Genomic DNA, 16,175 nt, shown 5'->3' with positions numbered 1-16,175 from the left:
GGGCATCCCCCGAGGGGGATGCTGGCATCAGCACTTGTCGGTGATTCCCGGGTTGCCTTCGACACCCTTGAGGACCGGCTCGTTGAGCTTGACCGGCTTGATGTGCTTCTGGTCACGCAGCCAGGTCTCGACCTGGTCCCAGATCATCTCGCCGGTGTCGCCCGGGATGTTGCCCGGCTCGGCGACCGAGGCCCAGCCCGCGACCTTGTAGGACTTATTCGGGTCGAGCGGCTCGCCGTTGAGCTCCATGTCCATGATGCGCTTGCCCTTCTCGGCGTTGGGCGCACAGGCGTACTTCAGGCCACCGACGCGAACCATGTCGCCACCCTGCTGGTAGTAGGGGTCGGTGTTGAAGATGTTGTCGCAGACGTCCTCGAGGATGCCCTTGATCTGCTCGCCGGTGAACTCGTTGACCGTGACGTTCGGGTAGGTCAGCGCGACCTCGGTCATCATGTCGTCGTAGGTGATCGGCTCGCCCGGGATCAGCGAGGTGCCCCAGCGTACGCCCGGCGAGAACGAGATCTGCGCGTCGTTGACGTCGATCAGCGCTTCGCAGATCAGCTGGTCCCAGGTGCCGGTGAAGTTGCCGCGACGGTAGAGCAGGGCGTCGTTGGTCGCCAGCACGTCGGAGGTGCGCTCGCCCACGTTGAAGGTCTTGCCTTCGAAGGTGATCTCCTGGCTGTACAGCTTGTCGATGTACTCCTGCATTTCCTTGTCCGGCTCGATGAAGTCGGAGAAGACCGGCAGCAGGTGGTACTTGTAGTCCTGGACCTTGCCATTGCGCACGTCGAAGTCCAGCACGCCCAGGTACTTGGCGTTGGAGCCGGCGTTGGTGACCAGGGTCTGGCCGTTGCGGTTCTTGACCACGGTCGGGGTCGGGACCGCGTCGTGGGTGTGGCCGCCCATGATGGCGTCGATGCCGGTAACGCGGCTGGCCATCTTGAGGTCGACGTCCATGCCGTTGTGCGACAGGACCACGACCACTTCGGCGCCTTCGCCGCGGGCCTGGTTGACCACGTCCTGCATTTCGTCGTCACGGATGCCGAAGGTCCAGCCCTCGGTCATCCAGCGCGGGTTCGCGATCGGGGTGTACGGGAAGGCCTGGCCAACGACCGCAACCTTGACGCCGTTCTGCTCGCGGATGACGTACGGCTTGAACACGCGCTCCATGAAGTCGGAGTCGCGGATGTTCTGGGCGACGAAGTTGCAGTCGGTCGCGCCCTCGAGATCGGCGATGCCCTCGACCATGCGATCGGCGGTGTAGGTGGCTTCCCAGTGCGAGGTGAAGAAGTCCGGGCGTGCGATCTTCATCGCGTCGATCTGGCTCTGGGCGTTGGTCCACAGGGCCAGGGCGTTGCCCTGCCAGTTGTCACCGCCGTCCAGCAGGAAGGCGCCCGGGCGCTGCTCGCGCATGTGCTTGATCAGGGTGAGCAGGTGCGCAAAGCCACCGACCTTGCCGTACTTCTTGGCCGCTTCGCTGAAGTCCAGGCAGGTGAAGGCGTGGGCGGCCGGGGTGTTCGGCTCGAGGCCGAAGTGCTTGAGGAACGCCTCGCCGACCAGGTGGGGGGCGTTGCCTTCCATGGAGCCGACGCCGAGGTTGATCGACGGCTCGCGGAAGTAGACCGGCTTGAGCTGGGCGTGCATGTCGGTCATGTGCAGAATCGACACGTTGCCGAAGCGCGGCACTTCGTACATGTTGCTCGAGGCGTTGTTCGCCTTTACCGAGCTGGCGACGCGCTGAGTGCCGGTGCCGGCCTGGGCGGTCTCGAGGTTGATGCCGGCGGCCGAGGCCACGGCAAGCATCTGCAGAAATTCGCGACGAGAAAGACTCATTGAAAACTCCCCTTTACGTTTTCAGTTTGGGTCAGCTCCCGGCCCGGCATGGAGCAGGGGACGGGATCCTTGGGATCTTTAGCGGTTCCCTGACCCGGCCCAAGCCCGGTGGGCACTTCGGGGGCAGTGCCAGGAAACTGAACCGGGCCATTTAACCATACTGACCACGGCGACGATAGAAAAAATACTTATGCCAGACCATGAGCAGCGCCGGTATGACAACGCCTGCCGGCCCGGTGCCGTCCGGCTTGGCCTGAGGTTTTCCGAACGGCAGGCATAAAAAAAGCAGGCCGAAGCCTGCTTTTCTCGTTCCGAGTAATCCGATGGATTACTTGCGGATACCCGGACCGTTGAGCTCCAGTTCGTTGTCGTTGTAGGACATGAAGAACTCGAGGTCGCGGTAGTACGGGGAGTACTGCGCGAACGGCACCGTGCCGGTGTCGCGGAAGCAGCCGTAGATCCGCTTGTGCAGGGTGAACATGCTGCCCTTGCTGTAACGGAACAGCGGGAAGTGGGTGGTGTTACCCAGGTTCATGTGCAGGCGCTCGGCGCGGACGTACTTGCCGCCGTGGTACTGGTGGCAGTCGGCGCAGGAGTTGTCCAGGCGACCGGTGCGGCGGAACCATGCTTCCTTGCCGCGGTTGTAGGCAGCCTTGGCGCCTTCGCTGTTGATCTGCACGTTGTTGGTCATGCCGTTCGACTCGCTAGCGAGGTAGGCGAGCACGTTGGCCAGCTTCTTGTAGTTGTTCTTCGGATCCCAGACCTTCTCAGCCTCTTCGCCGGCGTTCTTCTGGCAGTTGATGATGTCCAGACCCAGGCTGTGCACTTCGCCGTCCTTCTCGTTGAAGTACGGGTACTTGGCGCGCAGGCCCTTGGCCTCGCCCAGGCAGGAGGACAGCGGCTTGCCGTTCGGCAGGCGGTACTCGTTCCAGAGCTCTTCACCGGCCGCAACGTACTGGTCGGTCTCCGGGAACACCATCATGCCTTCCCACTGCGAGCGGGCATCTTCGTCGATGGCGTAGACGCCGTTGTTGTACTCCTCGAACGGTACGTCCGGGTAACGCTCCTGGTAGAACTCGACCATCAGCTGGCGGAACTCTTCCGGATCGGACGGGTTGGCCGGCTCGGCCATCGCGCCGCCGGTAGCCAGAACGCTGGCGGCGATCATGCTGGAAAACAGGCGTTTCATTATGGATATCTCCTCGTGATTCGGGTCTTGTCTTGTTCTCGGTCCTGAGGGCCTGTGCTTACAGGGTGTAGAGGTAGTCAACGATGTTGTTGATTTCCTCGTCACTCAGGATCTTGTTGGCCCCGAACGGCGGCATGATGGTCTGGTCGCCGAACTTGTCGCGCGGGTCCTTGAGCACTGCCACGAGATCCTCACGCTCCGGATAGCGAGCTTCCATGGCAATCAGGGCCGGGCCAATGTTGCCGGCCAGGTTGCCGCCCTTCATCTGGTGGCACGCCAGGCAGTTGCCCGCGCCACGGCCGAAGGCGATTTCCTTGCCCTTCTTGGCAGACTCGGACAGGCCGGCGTCTTCCGCCATTGCGGCGCCAGAGAAACCCATGCCGGTCGCAAGCAGCGCGGCGGCGCCTGCCGTGGTGATCACGGATGTGAACTTCTTCATTGTTATCCTCCTCTGCGGTCGCTGTGTCAGCGCCGAGATGCCTTGGTGAGTTGTCTCATTCATCGAATCGACGTGTACCACTTTAGTGGCCTGAACAGTCGAGACAATAAAAAATAATTTATGGCGACATGATGGAGTGATTATTAGCGTTTGTTGAAATTCCATCGGGTCGCCGCGCCCGCCATGAAGCGGTTCGCCCGATTGTTTTTACCACATCCTGGTGGTTTTTGACGAGTGGGGGTGTTGGCTGACTAGTCGGGCGATCTTGAGCGTTCGAGGCGCGCCATGGTCAAGTCCGAGGCTGGGTTTTCCCACAAAAAACAGGGGGTTCAGTCGTCTGTCTGGCCGGCGCGACGTTCGATTTCCTGCAGGGTGGACTCGATGCGTGCCTGGGCGCGCGGGTTGTTGGCCGTGAAGGTGTAGGCGGTCTCGAGCTCCTGATGGGCGGCGACCAAGTTGTCCTTGAGCAGGAAGTAGCGGCCGAGTTGCTCGTGGTGCTCGAGCGGTCGGTCGGCCGCGCTCGCCGCGCGGGAGAGGGTCAGCGCGGCCTCGGCGTCCCCGGGGCGCGCCTCGACGGCGCGGCGGGCGGTTTCGTAGGCGGTCTCGGCATCGCCCCGGTCGAGCATCCAGTCGACCTCGACGCGCAACAGGGTCGTGTCGCCGGGATAGAGCGCGATGAGGTCGTCGAGGATGCGGTCGGCCGCCTCGGTCTTGCCGACGTCGTTGAGTGCCCGCGCCAGGGGCAGGGCATACCAGCGGTTGCCCGGGTTGGAGGCGTAGAGCGGGCGGAGCTTGTCGATCGCCTGGTCGTGCCGCCCCTGGCGCTGGGCGACGACGGCCTGGCGATAGGTTTCGTCGGCCGGGTCGAGGGAGAGGCCGCTGCGGCCGGTGAGCGCTGCGAGCCGGGCCCGGGCGAGGCGGAACGATTGGCTGTCGCTTGCACCGAACCGGTTGCTCGACAGGCCGGCGAGGCGGTCGCGTATGGCGCTGATGCGCTCGCTGTTCATCGGGTGGGTGCGCAGGAACTCGAACTGGCGCCCCGGGTCGGCGCCGGCTCGCCGTTGCAGGGTCTCGAAGAAGCTGGCCATGCCACGCGGGTCGATGTCCGCTCGGCGCAGGGTGTCGATGGCGATGCGGTCCGCCTCGCGCTCGTGCATGCGCGTGTAGTTAATGGCGCTCTGTGCCGCGCCGGCGATGCCGGCCGTGGCGACCGCCGCGCCCAGTTGCGGATCGATGGCGCCCAGCAGGATGCCGGCGATGAACCCGGCCACCGCGGTCATGCTGTTGCCGGTCTGCGCGGCCACCATCTGCGCGATGTGCCGCTGGGTGGCGTGGGCGATCTCGTGGGCGACCACGCCGGCGAGCTCGCTCTCGTTTTCCGCGGCCAGCATCAACCCGGAGAACACCGCGATGTAGCCGCCGGGCACGGTGAAGGCGTTGATCATCGGGTTGTCGACGATGATCATCTGGGGGGCGAACTGCCTGTCGTTGCTCGACGACATCAGGCGGATGCCCAGGTCGTTCAGGTAGGCATCGAGCAAGGGGTCCTCGATCACGCCGCCGCGGGCGCGCAGGCGCTCGAATACCTCGGCGCCGATCTGGCGCTCTTCGGCGGGCGAGAGCACGGTGTCGACCGGGTTGCCCAGTTCCGGCAGTTGCGCGTCCGCACGGCCCGGCAGGCTGATGAGCAGCAGGGTCGAAAGCAGACAGATAACGAGATGTCGTGTCATGGGTGCGCTGTCTTGCATGGTGAGGGCAGGGTATTCGCTGTGCGGTATGACCGTGGGGCGCGCGTCGGGTTTCGTCCCTTGAGCCGGATAAATGGACGCGGCGCGATACTCGCCGCTAAACTGCGGCGCACTCCCTTTAATAGGGAAGGCCCGCATGCGGCGTGCGATGACTGGTTTATCCTGTCTCGCGCCGCCGTCGGGGCCTTCCCCGATCGAACCGGTTTGGAGAGGATTATGGCAGCCTACGAAAGCATCAGCCCCGACGAATTGAACGCACGCCTCGGCGAGGTCGCGCTGTTCGACGTGCGTGGCCCGGCCGAGACGGAGCGCGGCATTATCGAAGGGGCTACCCTCGTCCCGCTGCACCTGGTGCCGATGAACGTCGACCGATTCCGTGGTGATCGCGACGTGGTGGTCTACTGCCACAGTGGTGCCCGTTCGGCACAGGCCTGTCAGTTCCTCGCCGGTCAGGGTATCGATCGCCTGTTCAATCTCGAGGGCGGGGTGATGTACTGGGCCGGTTCTGGGTTGCCGCTGGTCGCGCCGAAGGATTGAGTCGTCCCCGTCAGTGCCGTCTGTTCGCGGGCGGGCCTGACGCCAACGAGAGGGAGTATCGATGAGCGAGGACATGCCGATCGAGGTCGATGCGCGCGGGCTCTCCTGTCCGATGCCGCTGCTCAAGGCGCGCAAGGCGCTGGCGACGGCGGCGCCCGGCCAGCGGATCGTGGTGATGGCCACCGATCGTGGTGCGGAAAGTGATTTTCGCGCCTATTGCGAGCGGGCCGGGCACGAGTTGGTGTCGCTCGACTGGCAGGGAGACGAGTTGCGGGTCGAGTTGATCCGCGGCGAGTAAGCCGTCGGCCTCGGTGTCGGCGGGTTTCATGGGCCCCAGGGATGGGGTGTGATGTCGTTGTGTCGCGACGTGAACGTTGCCAGGGCTGTCGTGGATGACGGCCGGGGGTAGGCGTTCGCAGGGGTTCTGGCGTATTGTCGGACTCGTCAAACGACAACAACAACGACAGAACGACTTTGACGCAAGGGAGTGATGAGCCATGGGGAATGCCCACCCGATCCGCCTGCTTCTGGCAGGTATCTTCATGTTTGGCCTGCTGTTTTCCGGACTGGTCCGGGCCGAATTCCAGCCGTTTATCGAGGGGCAGACGCTCGCCGAGGACGTCGATGCCTCCGCCGACACCGTGCGCGGCAAGCTGGTCGCCGAGGGCTTCGATCTCGTCGGTGACTACGCGCCCACCGAGGGCGTGCGCGTGCTGGTCGTGACCAGCGATACGCTGCTCGACACCGCGGCGCAGAGCCCGCGCGGCGGCTACGGTGCCGTGCTGAGCGTGGCCCTCGAGCAGACCGACGCGGGCACACGCGTGTCCTACCAGCACCCGCAGTACGTGGCGCACGGTTACCGCCTCGAGTCCGACAACGAGCCGGTCTTCCAGGCCATGGCGCGCGCCCTCGGGGCCATCGGCTACTTCGGTGCCGAGCCGATCTCCAGTACCAACCTGCGCACCTACCAGTACGCCTTCGGACTCGAGACCTTCGAGGACCCGGTCGACCTGGGTGGCTTCCCGTCCTTCGATGCCGCCGACCGTCAGATCGGCGCGCGGGCCGAGGACGAGGCGCGCGGCACGGAGCTGGTCTACCGCGTGCGCATTCCGGGGCGCAACCAGGTCGTCTACGGCATCGGCATGCACACCGACGACCCCAACGCCAACGGCGCGGCGCTGGTGCAGTCGGTCGATCACGACGCGCCGCGCGGCTATGCCTTCCTGCCCCACCCGGTGCTGCTCGACGGCAGCGAGGCCGAGACCCTGAGCCTGCGTTTTCGCATGGCGCTGTTCTTCCCCGACCTGCCCATGATGGGCGGCGATGCCTCGTTCTTTAAGCTCCGCAAGGCGCCCGATGCCATCAACCAGTTGATGATCGAGGTGGTCGACGGCGAGATCGAGCAGGAAGAGCCGAGCTCGGGTGGTGGCTTCGGTACCTTCTGAGTTCGATTGCTGATCGGCTCGCGCCGCTCGTCGAGGGCGCGGCCGTTAGGCCCAAAGTGGTGAAATCTGACCAATAACACGTTATATTGGCAGGTCTACGATTGAGACCGCCGGGCCCTAACGGGCGCATCCGCGGTTGATGGCAGCCTGCTCGGCCGGTGATGATCTCACCGCCCGGGCGGGCTGCCGTCGTCATGGGCTGCGTTGATCGCGTTGCACTCTTTGCCTTTGGGCAAACTCAATGAGAAGTGGATGACCATCCGGGGCAGGGTCCCGGATGCGGGGACGGTTACCCCGAAATCGGACGCTCGCTCCGGTGGTTCGCCCGCCGTCGAGTCGATCGTCAAGCCATTTAGTCAGTGAAACGCGCAAGTTTCGAGGTGAGTACTCTCGTGGAATTGTCCGGCGGTGAAATCCTGGTCGAGTGCCTCAAGTCGGAAGGGGTCGATACGGTCTTCGGCTACCCCGGTGGGGCGGTCCTTCACATCTACGATGCCCTGTTCCAGCAGGAAGACGTCAAGCACGTGCTGGTGCGTCACGAGCAGGGCGCAGTCCACATGGCCGATGGCTTTGCTCGCGCCACGGGCAGGCCGGGCGTGGTGCTGGTCACCTCCGGCCCGGGGGCGACCAACGCCGTGACCGGCATCGCCACGGCGCACATGGACTCCATTCCGCTGGTGGTCTTCACCGGCCAGGTCCATAGCGCCCTGATCGGCAACGACGCCTTCCAGGAAGTCGACAACGTCGGCATCACGCGTCCCTGCGTGAAGCACAACTTCATGGTCAAGGACGTCAGCGAGATGGCCGAGACCATCAAGAAGGCGTTCTACGTCGCGACCACCGGTCGCCCGGGCCCGGTCGTGGTCGACATCCCCAAGGACGTCACCGATCCCAAGGTGAAGGTCCCGTTCGAGTACCCGGAAAAGGTCGCGATGCGCTCGTACCAGCCGACCGAGAAGGGGCATTCCGGGCAGATCCGCAAGGCGGTCGACCTGATCGTCAACGCCGAACGGCCGATGATCTACACCGGCGGTGGCGTGGTCCTCGGCCGGGCCGGCGACGAGCTGACCCACTTCACGCAGAAGCTCGGCTACCCGATCACCCAGACCCTGATGGGCCTGGGCGCCTACCCGTCGAGCGACAAGCAGCACCTGGGCATGCTCGGCATGCACGGCACCTACGAGGCGAACATGGGCATGCATCACTGCGATGTCCTGATCGCCATCGGTGCGCGCTTCGATGACCGGGTGACCGGCGACCTGTCCAAGTTCTGCCCGCACGCGAAGATCGTCCACGTCGACATCGACCCATCCTCGATCTCGAAGAACGTGGTCGTCGACGTGCCGATCGTCGGCGCGGTCAAGTCGGTGCTCACCGAGATGATCGAGCTGATCAACCAGGCCGGCGGCGCGAAGAAGACGAAGGAACTCGAGGCCTGGTGGGACCAGATCGAGCAGTGGCGCGGCATGAAGTGCCTCGACTACAAGTGGTCCGACGAGATCATCAAGCCGCAGTACGTGGTGCAGAAGCTCTGGGAGGTCACCAAGGGCGACGCCTTCGTCACCTCCGACGTCGGCCAGCACCAGATGTGGGCGGCCCAGTACTACGGCTTCAACAAGCCGCACCGCTGGATCAACTCGGGTGGTCTCGGCACGATGGGCTTCGGCCTGCCGGCCGCGCTGGGCGCGAAGTGGGCCTACCCCGACGAGGAGGTCGCCTGCATCACCGGCGAGGGCAGCATCCAGATGTGCATCCAGGAGCTGTCGACGGCGCTGCAGTACAACCTGCCGGTCAAGATCGTCAGCCTCAACAACGGTTATCTCGGCATGGTCCGCCAGTGGCAGGAGTTCTTCTACTCCGGCCGCTACGCGATGAGCTACATGGAGTCCCTGCCGGACTTCGTCAAGCTGGCCGAGTCGTATGGCCACGTCGGCATGCGCATCGAGAAGCCGTCCGACGTCGAGGGCGCGCTCAAGGAGGCGTTCGCCATGAAGGACCGACTGGTCTTCATGGACTTCCAGACCGATCCGGAAGAGAACGTCTACCCGATGGTCCCCGCCGGCGCGGGCCTCAACGAAATGATCCTGGTGTGAGGGCGGCCTGACTATGCGACACATCATCTCGATCCTGATGGAAAACGAGGCCGGCGCGCTCTCGCGAGTGGCCGGGCTGTTCTCGGCACGCGGCTACAACATCGAGTCGCTGTGCGTGGCACCGACCCACGACGAATCCCTGTCGCGCCTGACGCTGGTGACCAGCGGCGACGAGCAGGTGATCGAACAGATCGTCAAGCAGCTCAACAAGCTGATCGACGTGGTCAAGGTCCAGGACATGGCCGACACCGCGCACATCGAGCGCGAACTGATGCTGGTCAAGCTGCAGGCCTTCGATGCCGTGCGCGAGGAGGTCTACCGGCTCGCCGACATCTTCCGCGGCCAGATCATCGACGTGACCGAGTCCAGCTACACCGTGCAGCTGGTGGGCCCGGGCAACAAGCTGGATGCCTTCATCGACGCGCTGGGTTCAATCCCGGTGGTCGAGATCGTGCGCTCGGGTGCGTTGGGTATCTCGCGTGGCCCGCGCGGCATGCTGATCCCCGAGGTCTGAGCCTCGGCCGAATTCCCGTAATTTCAAGTAACTCGACTGGAGACACATCTCATGCAGGTTTACTACGACAAGGACTGCGACCTCTCCCTGATCCAGGGCAAGAAGGTCGCCATCATCGGCTACGGCTCGCAGGGTCACGCCCACGCGCTGAACCTGAAGGAATCGGGCGTCGAGGTCGCGATCGGCCTGCGCGCCGGCTCCGCCTCGCAGAAGAAGGCCGAGGGCGAAGGCCTGACGGTCAAGACCATCGAGGAGGCCTCCGCCTGGGCCGACGTCGTCATGGTGCTGGCCCCGGACGAGAACCACGCCGAGATCTACGCCAACCAGATCGAGCCGAACCTGCGTGAAGGCGCGACGCTGGCGTTCGCCCACGGCTTCTCCGTCCTCTACAACCAGGTCACCCCGCGCAAGGACCTCGACGTGATCATGATCGCGCCGAAGGCCCCGGGTCACACCGTGCGCTCCGAGTTCGCCCGTGGTGGCGGCATCCCGGACCTGATCGCGATCCACCAGGACGCCTCCGGCAAGGCCAAGGACATCGCGCTGTCCTACGCCTCGGGCGTCGGCGGCGGTCGCACCGGCATCATCGAGACCACCTTCAAGGACGAGACCGAGACCGACCTGTTCGGTGAGCAGGCCGTGCTCTGCGGCGGCACCGTCGAGCTGGTCCGTGCCGGTTTCGAGACCCTGACCGAGGCGGGCTACCCGGCCGAGATGGCCTACTTCGAGTGCCTCCACGAGCTCAAGCTGATCGTCGACCTCATGTACGAGGGCGGCATCGCCAACATGAACTACTCGATCTCCAACAACGCCGAGTTCGGCGAGTACGTCACCGGCCCGAAGGTGATCAACGAGGAGTCCCGTCAGGCGATGCGCGAGGCGCTGGCCAACATCCAGAACGGCGAGTACGCCAAGCGCTTTATCAACGAGGGGGCACTGAACTACCCTTCGATGACGGCCCGCCGTCGCCAGGACGCCGAGCACCCGATCGAGCAGGTCGGCGAGCGCCTGCGTGGCATGATGCCGTGGATCAGCGCGAACAAGATCGTCGACAAGTCCCGCAACTGATCGCGGGACGGTCGCACGAGGCAATCCCGGGAGGGGCAGAACATGGATCACGAGACGCAGACCGAGCAGCAACCGGCCGACCGGCAGGATGACCATCGGCGGCGCAAGGCGATCTATCTTCTGCCCAACCTGATCACGACCGGCGCCCTGTTCGCCGGTTTTTTCGCGATTGTGATGGCCGTTCAGGACAACTTCGTCCCGGCGGCCATCGCCATTTTCGTTGCCATGCTGCTCGACGGCATGGATGGCCGCGTGGCGCGGATGACCGGCACCGAATCGGAGTTCGGCATCCAGTACGACTCGCTCTCCGACGTGATCTCGTTCGGCATCGCCCCGGCGCTGATCGTCTACCTGTGGAGCCTGCAGGGCATGGGCGATCGCTGGGGCATGCTCGGCGCGTTCGTCTTCGCCGCGGCGGCCGCGATTCGCCTGGCACGCTTCAACGTGCAGGTGGAGACGGTCGACAAGGGCTACTTCGTCGGGCTGGCCTCGCCGGCGGCCGCTGCGGTGCTGATGGGCATGGTGTGGTTCTTCGAGGCGCACGATATCCCGTTCGAGGCACAGCAGGGCTGGGTCTGGGTGATCACCATCACCACCGGCCTGCTGATGGTCTCGAGCTTCCCGTACTTCAGTGGCAAGCGGCTCTCGCCGCGTCTGCGCGTCTCGTTCCTGAGCCTGCCGATCGCGATCATCGTGTTCGTGCTGCTCCTGAAGGATTTCGCCCTGACGCTGTGGGTGCTGGCGAGTGCCTATGCGCTCTCGGCGCCTCTGTGGACGTTGACGCGGGGGTTGCGTCGGCGCCTCAAGCGCCCGGCATCTTGAAACGCATCGCGCGCGTCGTTACCTTGCAGTCATGAGCCGTCTTCTGCGCACAGCCCATTTTTCCCTCCCGGCCACCGTTCCGGTGGTGGGGCTGTGCGCCGTCGGCTCGTCGCTGCTGCTGCGACTGCCCCGCTGGGGCTAGTGACGAAGGCCTGGCGAGGCGATCCACGCGACCACCAATACGTTTGACATGCCGACGGGATCGCCCGGCGGTGACTTTTGAGGTTTATGCCATGAGCAGCAGTGACTCCTTGATCATCTTCGACACCACCCTTCGCGACGGCGAGCAGAGCCCGGGCGCGTCCATGACGCGCGACGAGAAGCTGCGCATCGCCCGTCAGTTGGAGCGACTGGGCGTGGACGTGATCGAGGCCGGCTTCGCCGCGGCAAGCGAGGGCGACTTCAACGCCATCCGCACGATCGCCGAGCACGTCGAGCATTCCACCATCTGTTCGCTGGCGCGCGCCGGCGAGAAGGACGTGCGCCGCGCCGGCGAAGCGGTTGCCCCGGCACCCAGGCGCCGTATCCACACCTTCATCGCCACCAGCCCGATCCACATGGAGAAGAAGCTCCGCATGACCCCCGACGAGGTGGTCGGGCATGCGGTGAACGCCATCAAGATCGCGCGCGAGTACACCGACGACGTCGAGTTCTCCGCCGAGGACGCGGTGCGCTCGGAGATGGACTTCCTGGTCCGCGTCTTCGAGGCGGCGATCGAGGCCGGTGCGACCACGCTCAACGTCCCAGACACGGTCGGCTATGCCACACCGGACCAGTGGGCCGAGCAGATGGCGACCCTGATCGAGCGGGTGAACGGCTCGGAGAACGTGATCTGGTCGACGCATTGCCACAACGACCTCGGGCTTGCCGTGGCCAACTCGCTGGCCGCGGTACGCTCCGGTTTCCGCCAGGTCGAGTGCACCATCAATGGCCTGGGCGAGCGCGCCGGTAACGCCGCGCTCGAAGAAGTCGTCATGGCCACCCGCACGCGCCAGGACGTCTACGGCGTCTCGACCCGCATCGACACCACCCAGATCGTGCCAACCTCGAAGCTGGTCTCCACCATCACCGGCTACCCGGTGCAGCCGAACAAGGCGATCGTGGGGGCCAACGCCTTCGCGCACGAGTCGGGCATCCACCAGGACGGCGTGCTCAAGCACCGCGAGACCTACGAGATCATGCGCGCCGAGGACGTCGGCTGGTCGACCAACCGGCTGTCGCTGGGCAAGCTCTCCGGGCGCAACGCCTTCAAGAGCCGCCTGAAGGATCTCGGCGTCGAGCTCGAGAGCGAAGAGGCGCTCAACGACGCCTTCCGTCGCTTCAAGGAACTCGCCGACAAGAAGCGCGAGATCTTCGACGAGGACATCCAGGCGCTGGTTTCCGAGGTCTATGACGAGCAGGAAGAGGCCTTCCGCTTGGTGGCCCTGCACGTCTGCTCGGAGACCGGCGAGACCCCCGAGGCGACCGTCACCGCCTCGATCCGCGGCGAGGAGATGACCGCCACGGCCACCGGCGCCGGCCCGGTCGACGCCGCGCTGGCCGCGATCGAGAAGATCGTGGCCTCGGGCGCCAACCTGCAGCTCTACTCGGTCAACAACATCACCAGCGGCACCGACGCGCAAGGTGAGGTCAACGTGCGTCTCGAGCGCGCCGGTCGGATCGTGACCGGGCAGGGTGCCGACACCGACATCGTGATCGCCTCGGCCAAGGCCTACCTCAATGCCATCGAGCGCCTCGAGCATCCCCCGAAGCGCGCCCACCCGCAGATGGGTGACGTGTGACCGGGCTCCTCTGACATGGGGTTGCGCGTGGATCGGCAGGCGGCGTTGGGATGGCTGGGTATCGAGGGTTACCGGCCCAGTGGTCGGATCGCTCCGGTCGCGCCCCGGTCGATGCCGGCCGACGAGGCCGGCGAGATGGACGCGCCGGTAGAGACGGCGGTTGACGCCGAACATCAGCCCGCCGAGCACCTGGGCGCATCGCCGGTGGCTGAGACCGCTGCCGTTGTCGAAACCGAAGCGAACATCGACGTCGAAGGGCAAGACCGCGGCGACGCGATGGCGCAAGCCGGGTCCGTCGCGACCGGGGCGGAGACGCCCAGCGACACGGCCATGGACGGATCGCCCGCCCGCTTGACGGTCAGCGTCGACTCGCCCCACCGCCCCCTGGCCGAGGCGATCGCCCGCGTGGCCGGCCTGGCCTGTGAGACCGACCCGGCCGGTGACTGCCTGCGGCTGGCCGGGGAGACCTGGTCGCTGGCTACCCTGGCGAACGATGCCCAAGCGAAGCGTCAGCTGTGGCGGGCGCTGGTCGCTCGTGGCAGGCGGCCGCGGGCGTGAGCACCGCGGCTGCCAGGATGCCGTCATGGGATTGGGCGGCATTGGCCGGCGAGGACCTGCCCGAGATCCTCGCGATCGAGGAGGCCGCGCACCCGTACCCCTGGAGCGAGGCGGTGTTCGAGGACTGCCTGCGCGCCGGTTACCGGCTCGACGGGGCGTTCGACCGCGGCCAGCTGATCGGCTACTCGGTGGTGATGACGGTGCTCGACGAGTGGCACCTGCTCAATCTGTGCGTCGACCCCGCCGTGCAGCGGTGCGGGGCGGGCCGGTTCCTGCTCGAGCGGCTGCTCGACTCGGCGGTCGCGGCCGAGGCCAGTTGCCTGCTCCTCGAGGTGCGTGCCGGCAACCGGGCGGCCATTGCCCTGTACGAGTCGGCCGGCTTTGCCGATATCGGCCACCGAAAGGCGTATTATCCGGCCCCAAACGGACGCGAGGACGCGCGCGTGATGCGCCGCTCGCTGTCCTGAACCTGTTTTACCGGCCTGCCGCCGCATCGGCGGTGGGCCGAGCGATTTCCTAGCCGAGCATTCATGAGCACCACACCCGAAAACGATTACTCCAGCCGCCGGACGTTCGCGATCATCTCGCACCCCGACGCGGGCAAGACCACCATGACCGAGAAGCTGCTGCTGTTCGGCGGCGCGATCCAGCTCGCCGGGACGGTCAAGGGCAAGAAATCCGGTCGCCACGCCACCTCCGACTGGATGGCGATGGAGAAGGAGCGCGGCATCTCGGTGACCTCCTCGGTGATGCAGTTCCCCTACCGCGAACGCATCGTCAACCTGCTCGACACCCCGGGCCACGAGGACTTCTCCGAGGACACCTACCGGGTACTCACCGCGGTGGATTCGGCGTTGATGGTGATCGATGCGGCCAAGGGCGTGGAGGCGCGCACCATCAAGCTGATGGAGGTCTGCCGCCTGCGCACCACGCCGATCATGACCTTCGTCAACAAGCTCGACCGCGAGGGTCGCGACCCGCTCGAATTGCTCGACGAGGTCGAGACGGTGCTGAACATCCGCTGCGCGCCGGTGACCTGGCCGATCGGCAGCGGCAAGCGTTTTCGCGGCATCTATCACATCGCCCAGGACACCACCTACCTGTACGGGGCGGCCGACGGCACCCGCGACCAGGCGGTCGAGGCGATCAAGGGGCTGGACAACCCCGAACTCGACGAGCGCATCGGCACCCAGGCCGACGAGTTGCGCGACGAGATCGAGCTGGTGGCCGGCGCGGCCGACGAGTTCGACCTCGAGGCGTACCTGGCCGGCGAGCAGACGCCGGTGTACTTCGGCTCGGCGATGAACAATTTCGGCGTGCAGTCGTTGCTCGATGACTTCGTCGAGTACGCCCCGGCCCCGCAACCGCGCGAGGCGACCGGCCGCACGGTCGACCCGTCGGAGAACAAGTTCACCGGCTTCGTCTTCAAGATCCAGGCGAACATGGACCCGCAGCACCGAGACCGGATCGCGTTCCTGCGAATTTGTTCCGGCGAGTTCCGCCGCGGCATGAAGTCCCACCACGTGCGCCTGGGGCGTGACGTGAAGATCCCGGACGCCCTGACCTTCATGTCCTCCGATCGGGTGCGCCTCGAGACGGCCCAGGCCGGTGACATCATCGGCATCCACAATCACGGCACGGTCCGCATTGGCGACACCTTCACCGAGGGCGAGAAGCTCGCCTTCACCGGCATCCCCAACTTCGCCCCGGAACTGTTCCGCCGCGCGCAGCTCAAGGACCCGCTCAAGTCCAAGCAGTTGCTCAAGGGCCTGTCACAGCTGTGTGAGGAAGGGGCGACCCAGCTCTACCGGCCGATGATCAACAACGACCTGATCCTGGGTGCGGTGGGCGTGCTGCAGTTCGACGTGGTCGCCCAGCGACTCAAGGACGAGTACAACGTCGATTGCCGCTTCGAGGCGGTCAACGTCAACACCGCCCGCTGGGTCGAGTGCGACGACGCCAAGCGCTTCGAGGAGTTCAAGAACAAGAACCAGCAGAACCTGGCGCTCGATCACGCCGGCGACCTGGTCTACATCGCCCCCACCCGGGTCAACCTGCAGATGACGCAGGAGCGCTGGCCCGAGGTCCGTTTCCTCGCCACCCGCGAGCACGGCGACTACAGCACGGAATAGTCGGGACGCCCGCCGT

15 protein-coding genes are annotated in these 16,175 nt (G+C 65.4%); 11 read left to right on the top strand and 4 right to left on the bottom strand.

Annotation, left to right across the window (positions count from 1 at the left end; translation table 11 throughout):
* Positions 1 to 27: 27 nt before the first annotated feature.
* The 4 genes from soxB to FAZ79_RS06170 all read right to left on the bottom strand — a co-directional run bounded on the left by soxB (position 28) and on the right by FAZ79_RS06170 (position 5,191).
* Positions 28 to 1,833, bottom strand: a complete 1,806-nt coding sequence (gene soxB / locus FAZ79_RS06185; protein WP_136867110.1) for a thiosulfohydrolase SoxB — start codon at positions 1,831 to 1,833, stop codon at positions 28 to 30.
* Between the two features lie 328 nt (positions 1,834 to 2,161).
* Positions 2,162 to 3,022, bottom strand: a complete 861-nt coding sequence (gene soxA / locus FAZ79_RS06180; RefSeq protein ID WP_136867109.1) for a sulfur oxidation c-type cytochrome SoxA — start codon at positions 3,020 to 3,022, stop codon at positions 2,162 to 2,164.
* Between the two features lie 58 nt (positions 3,023 to 3,080).
* Entirely contained in the window at positions 3,081 to 3,461 is a 381-nt protein-coding gene (gene soxX / locus FAZ79_RS06175; protein ID WP_136867108.1) for a sulfur oxidation c-type cytochrome SoxX, read from the bottom strand.
* A gap of 329 nt (positions 3,462 to 3,790) precedes the next feature.
* Positions 3,791 to 5,191 (bottom strand): M48 family metalloprotease, encoded by a 1,401-nt coding sequence (locus tag FAZ79_RS06170; RefSeq protein WP_169303618.1) that lies wholly within the window; start codon positions 5,189 to 5,191, stop codon positions 3,791 to 3,793.
* Between the two features lie 234 nt (positions 5,192 to 5,425).
* Between FAZ79_RS06170 and FAZ79_RS06165 the strand changes: the two genes are divergently transcribed.
* The 11 genes from FAZ79_RS06165 to FAZ79_RS06115 all read left to right on the top strand — a co-directional run bounded on the left by FAZ79_RS06165 (position 5,426) and on the right by FAZ79_RS06115 (position 16,159).
* Entirely contained in the window at positions 5,426 to 5,746 is a 321-nt protein-coding gene (locus FAZ79_RS06165; RefSeq protein ID WP_136867106.1) for a rhodanese-like domain-containing protein, read from the top strand.
* A gap of 61 nt (positions 5,747 to 5,807) precedes the next feature.
* Positions 5,808 to 6,044 (top strand): sulfurtransferase TusA family protein, encoded by a 237-nt coding sequence (locus FAZ79_RS06160; protein WP_247709510.1) that lies wholly within the window; start codon positions 5,808 to 5,810, stop codon positions 6,042 to 6,044.
* Positions 6,045 to 6,243: 199 nt separating this feature from the next.
* A complete protein-coding gene (locus FAZ79_RS06155) occupies positions 6,244 to 7,191 on the top strand; it encodes a hypothetical protein (protein ID WP_136867105.1) in 948 nt (315 codons plus the stop codon).
* A 392-nt stretch (positions 7,192 to 7,583) separates the two neighbouring features.
* Positions 7,584 to 9,284, top strand: coding sequence for an acetolactate synthase 3 large subunit (locus FAZ79_RS06150; protein ID WP_136867104.1), 1,701 nt, complete (start codon positions 7,584 to 7,586; stop codon positions 9,282 to 9,284).
* A 13-nt stretch (positions 9,285 to 9,297) separates the two neighbouring features.
* Positions 9,298 to 9,798 carry an acetolactate synthase small subunit gene (gene ilvN, locus FAZ79_RS06145; RefSeq protein ID WP_136867103.1) on the top strand — a complete coding sequence of 167 codons (501 nt, stop codon included), beginning with the start codon at positions 9,298 to 9,300 and terminating at the stop codon, positions 9,796 to 9,798.
* A 51-nt stretch (positions 9,799 to 9,849) separates the two neighbouring features.
* Positions 9,850 to 10,866, top strand: coding sequence for a ketol-acid reductoisomerase (gene ilvC, locus FAZ79_RS06140; protein WP_136867102.1), 1,017 nt, complete (start codon positions 9,850 to 9,852; stop codon positions 10,864 to 10,866).
* A 42-nt stretch (positions 10,867 to 10,908) separates the two neighbouring features.
* On the top strand, positions 10,909 to 11,688 hold the full coding sequence (gene pssA, locus FAZ79_RS06135) for a CDP-diacylglycerol--serine O-phosphatidyltransferase (RefSeq protein ID WP_136867101.1): 780 nt from the start codon (positions 10,909 to 10,911) through the stop codon (positions 11,686 to 11,688).
* Positions 11,689 to 11,921: 233 nt separating this feature from the next.
* Complete coding sequence (locus FAZ79_RS06130) at positions 11,922 to 13,469, top strand: 2-isopropylmalate synthase (protein WP_136867100.1); 1,548 nt, start codon at positions 11,922 to 11,924, stop codon at positions 13,467 to 13,469.
* A gap of 15 nt (positions 13,470 to 13,484) precedes the next feature.
* The gene (locus FAZ79_RS06125; protein WP_136867099.1) at positions 13,485 to 14,027 is read left to right on the top strand and encodes a hypothetical protein; all 543 of its coding nucleotides are present in this window, start codon (positions 13,485 to 13,487) and stop codon (positions 14,025 to 14,027) included.
* Positions 14,028 to 14,044: 17 nt separating this feature from the next.
* Positions 14,045 to 14,494, top strand: coding sequence for a ribosomal protein S18-alanine N-acetyltransferase (rimI, locus tag FAZ79_RS06120; RefSeq protein ID WP_136867098.1), 450 nt, complete (start codon positions 14,045 to 14,047; stop codon positions 14,492 to 14,494).
* Between the two features lie 63 nt (positions 14,495 to 14,557).
* A complete protein-coding gene (locus FAZ79_RS06115; RefSeq protein WP_136867097.1) occupies positions 14,558 to 16,159 on the top strand; it encodes a peptide chain release factor 3 in 1,602 nt (533 codons plus the stop codon).
* The last annotated feature ends 16 nt before the right edge of the window (positions 16,160 to 16,175 follow it).

This window comes from Guyparkeria sp. SB14A, from assembly GCF_005096345.1.
GTDB classification, from domain to species: domain Bacteria; phylum Pseudomonadota; class Gammaproteobacteria; order Halothiobacillales; family Halothiobacillaceae; genus Guyparkeria; species Guyparkeria hydrothermalis.
The sequence above is the reverse complement of the archived record's forward strand: the minus strand, read 5'-3'. Positions and strand labels throughout refer to the sequence as shown.

Bases quoted from the DNA above. Each gene is read 5' to 3' on its own strand.
- soxB (WP_136867110.1), bottom strand. From the start codon at position 1,833: ATGAGTCTTTCTCGTCGCGAATTTCTGCAGATGCTTGCCGTGGCCTCG.
- soxA (WP_136867109.1), bottom strand. From the start codon at position 3,022: ATGAAACGCCTGTTTTCCAGCATGATCGCCGCCAGCGTTCTGGCTACC.
- soxX (WP_136867108.1), bottom strand. From the start codon at position 3,461: ATGAAGAAGTTCACATCCGTGATCACCACGGCAGGCGCCGCCGCGCTG.
- FAZ79_RS06170 (WP_169303618.1), bottom strand. From the start codon at position 5,191: ATGACACGACATCTCGTTATCTGTCTGCTTTCGACCCTGCTGCTCATC.
- FAZ79_RS06165 (WP_136867106.1), top strand. From the start codon at position 5,426: ATGGCAGCCTACGAAAGCATCAGCCCCGACGAATTGAACGCACGCCTC.
- FAZ79_RS06160 (WP_247709510.1), top strand. From the start codon at position 5,808: ATGAGCGAGGACATGCCGATCGAGGTCGATGCGCGCGGGCTCTCCTGT.
- FAZ79_RS06155 (WP_136867105.1), top strand. From the start codon at position 6,244: ATGGGGAATGCCCACCCGATCCGCCTGCTTCTGGCAGGTATCTTCATG.
- ilvN (WP_136867103.1), top strand. From the start codon at position 9,298: ATGCGACACATCATCTCGATCCTGATGGAAAACGAGGCCGGCGCGCTC.
- ilvC (WP_136867102.1), top strand. From the start codon at position 9,850: ATGCAGGTTTACTACGACAAGGACTGCGACCTCTCCCTGATCCAGGGC.
- pssA (WP_136867101.1), top strand. From the start codon at position 10,909: ATGGATCACGAGACGCAGACCGAGCAGCAACCGGCCGACCGGCAGGAT.
- FAZ79_RS06130 (WP_136867100.1), top strand. From the start codon at position 11,922: ATGAGCAGCAGTGACTCCTTGATCATCTTCGACACCACCCTTCGCGAC.
- FAZ79_RS06125 (WP_136867099.1), top strand. From the start codon at position 13,485: ATGGGGTTGCGCGTGGATCGGCAGGCGGCGTTGGGATGGCTGGGTATC.
- rimI (WP_136867098.1), top strand. From the start codon at position 14,045: ATGCCGTCATGGGATTGGGCGGCATTGGCCGGCGAGGACCTGCCCGAG.
- FAZ79_RS06115 (WP_136867097.1), top strand. From the start codon at position 14,558: ATGAGCACCACACCCGAAAACGATTACTCCAGCCGCCGGACGTTCGCG.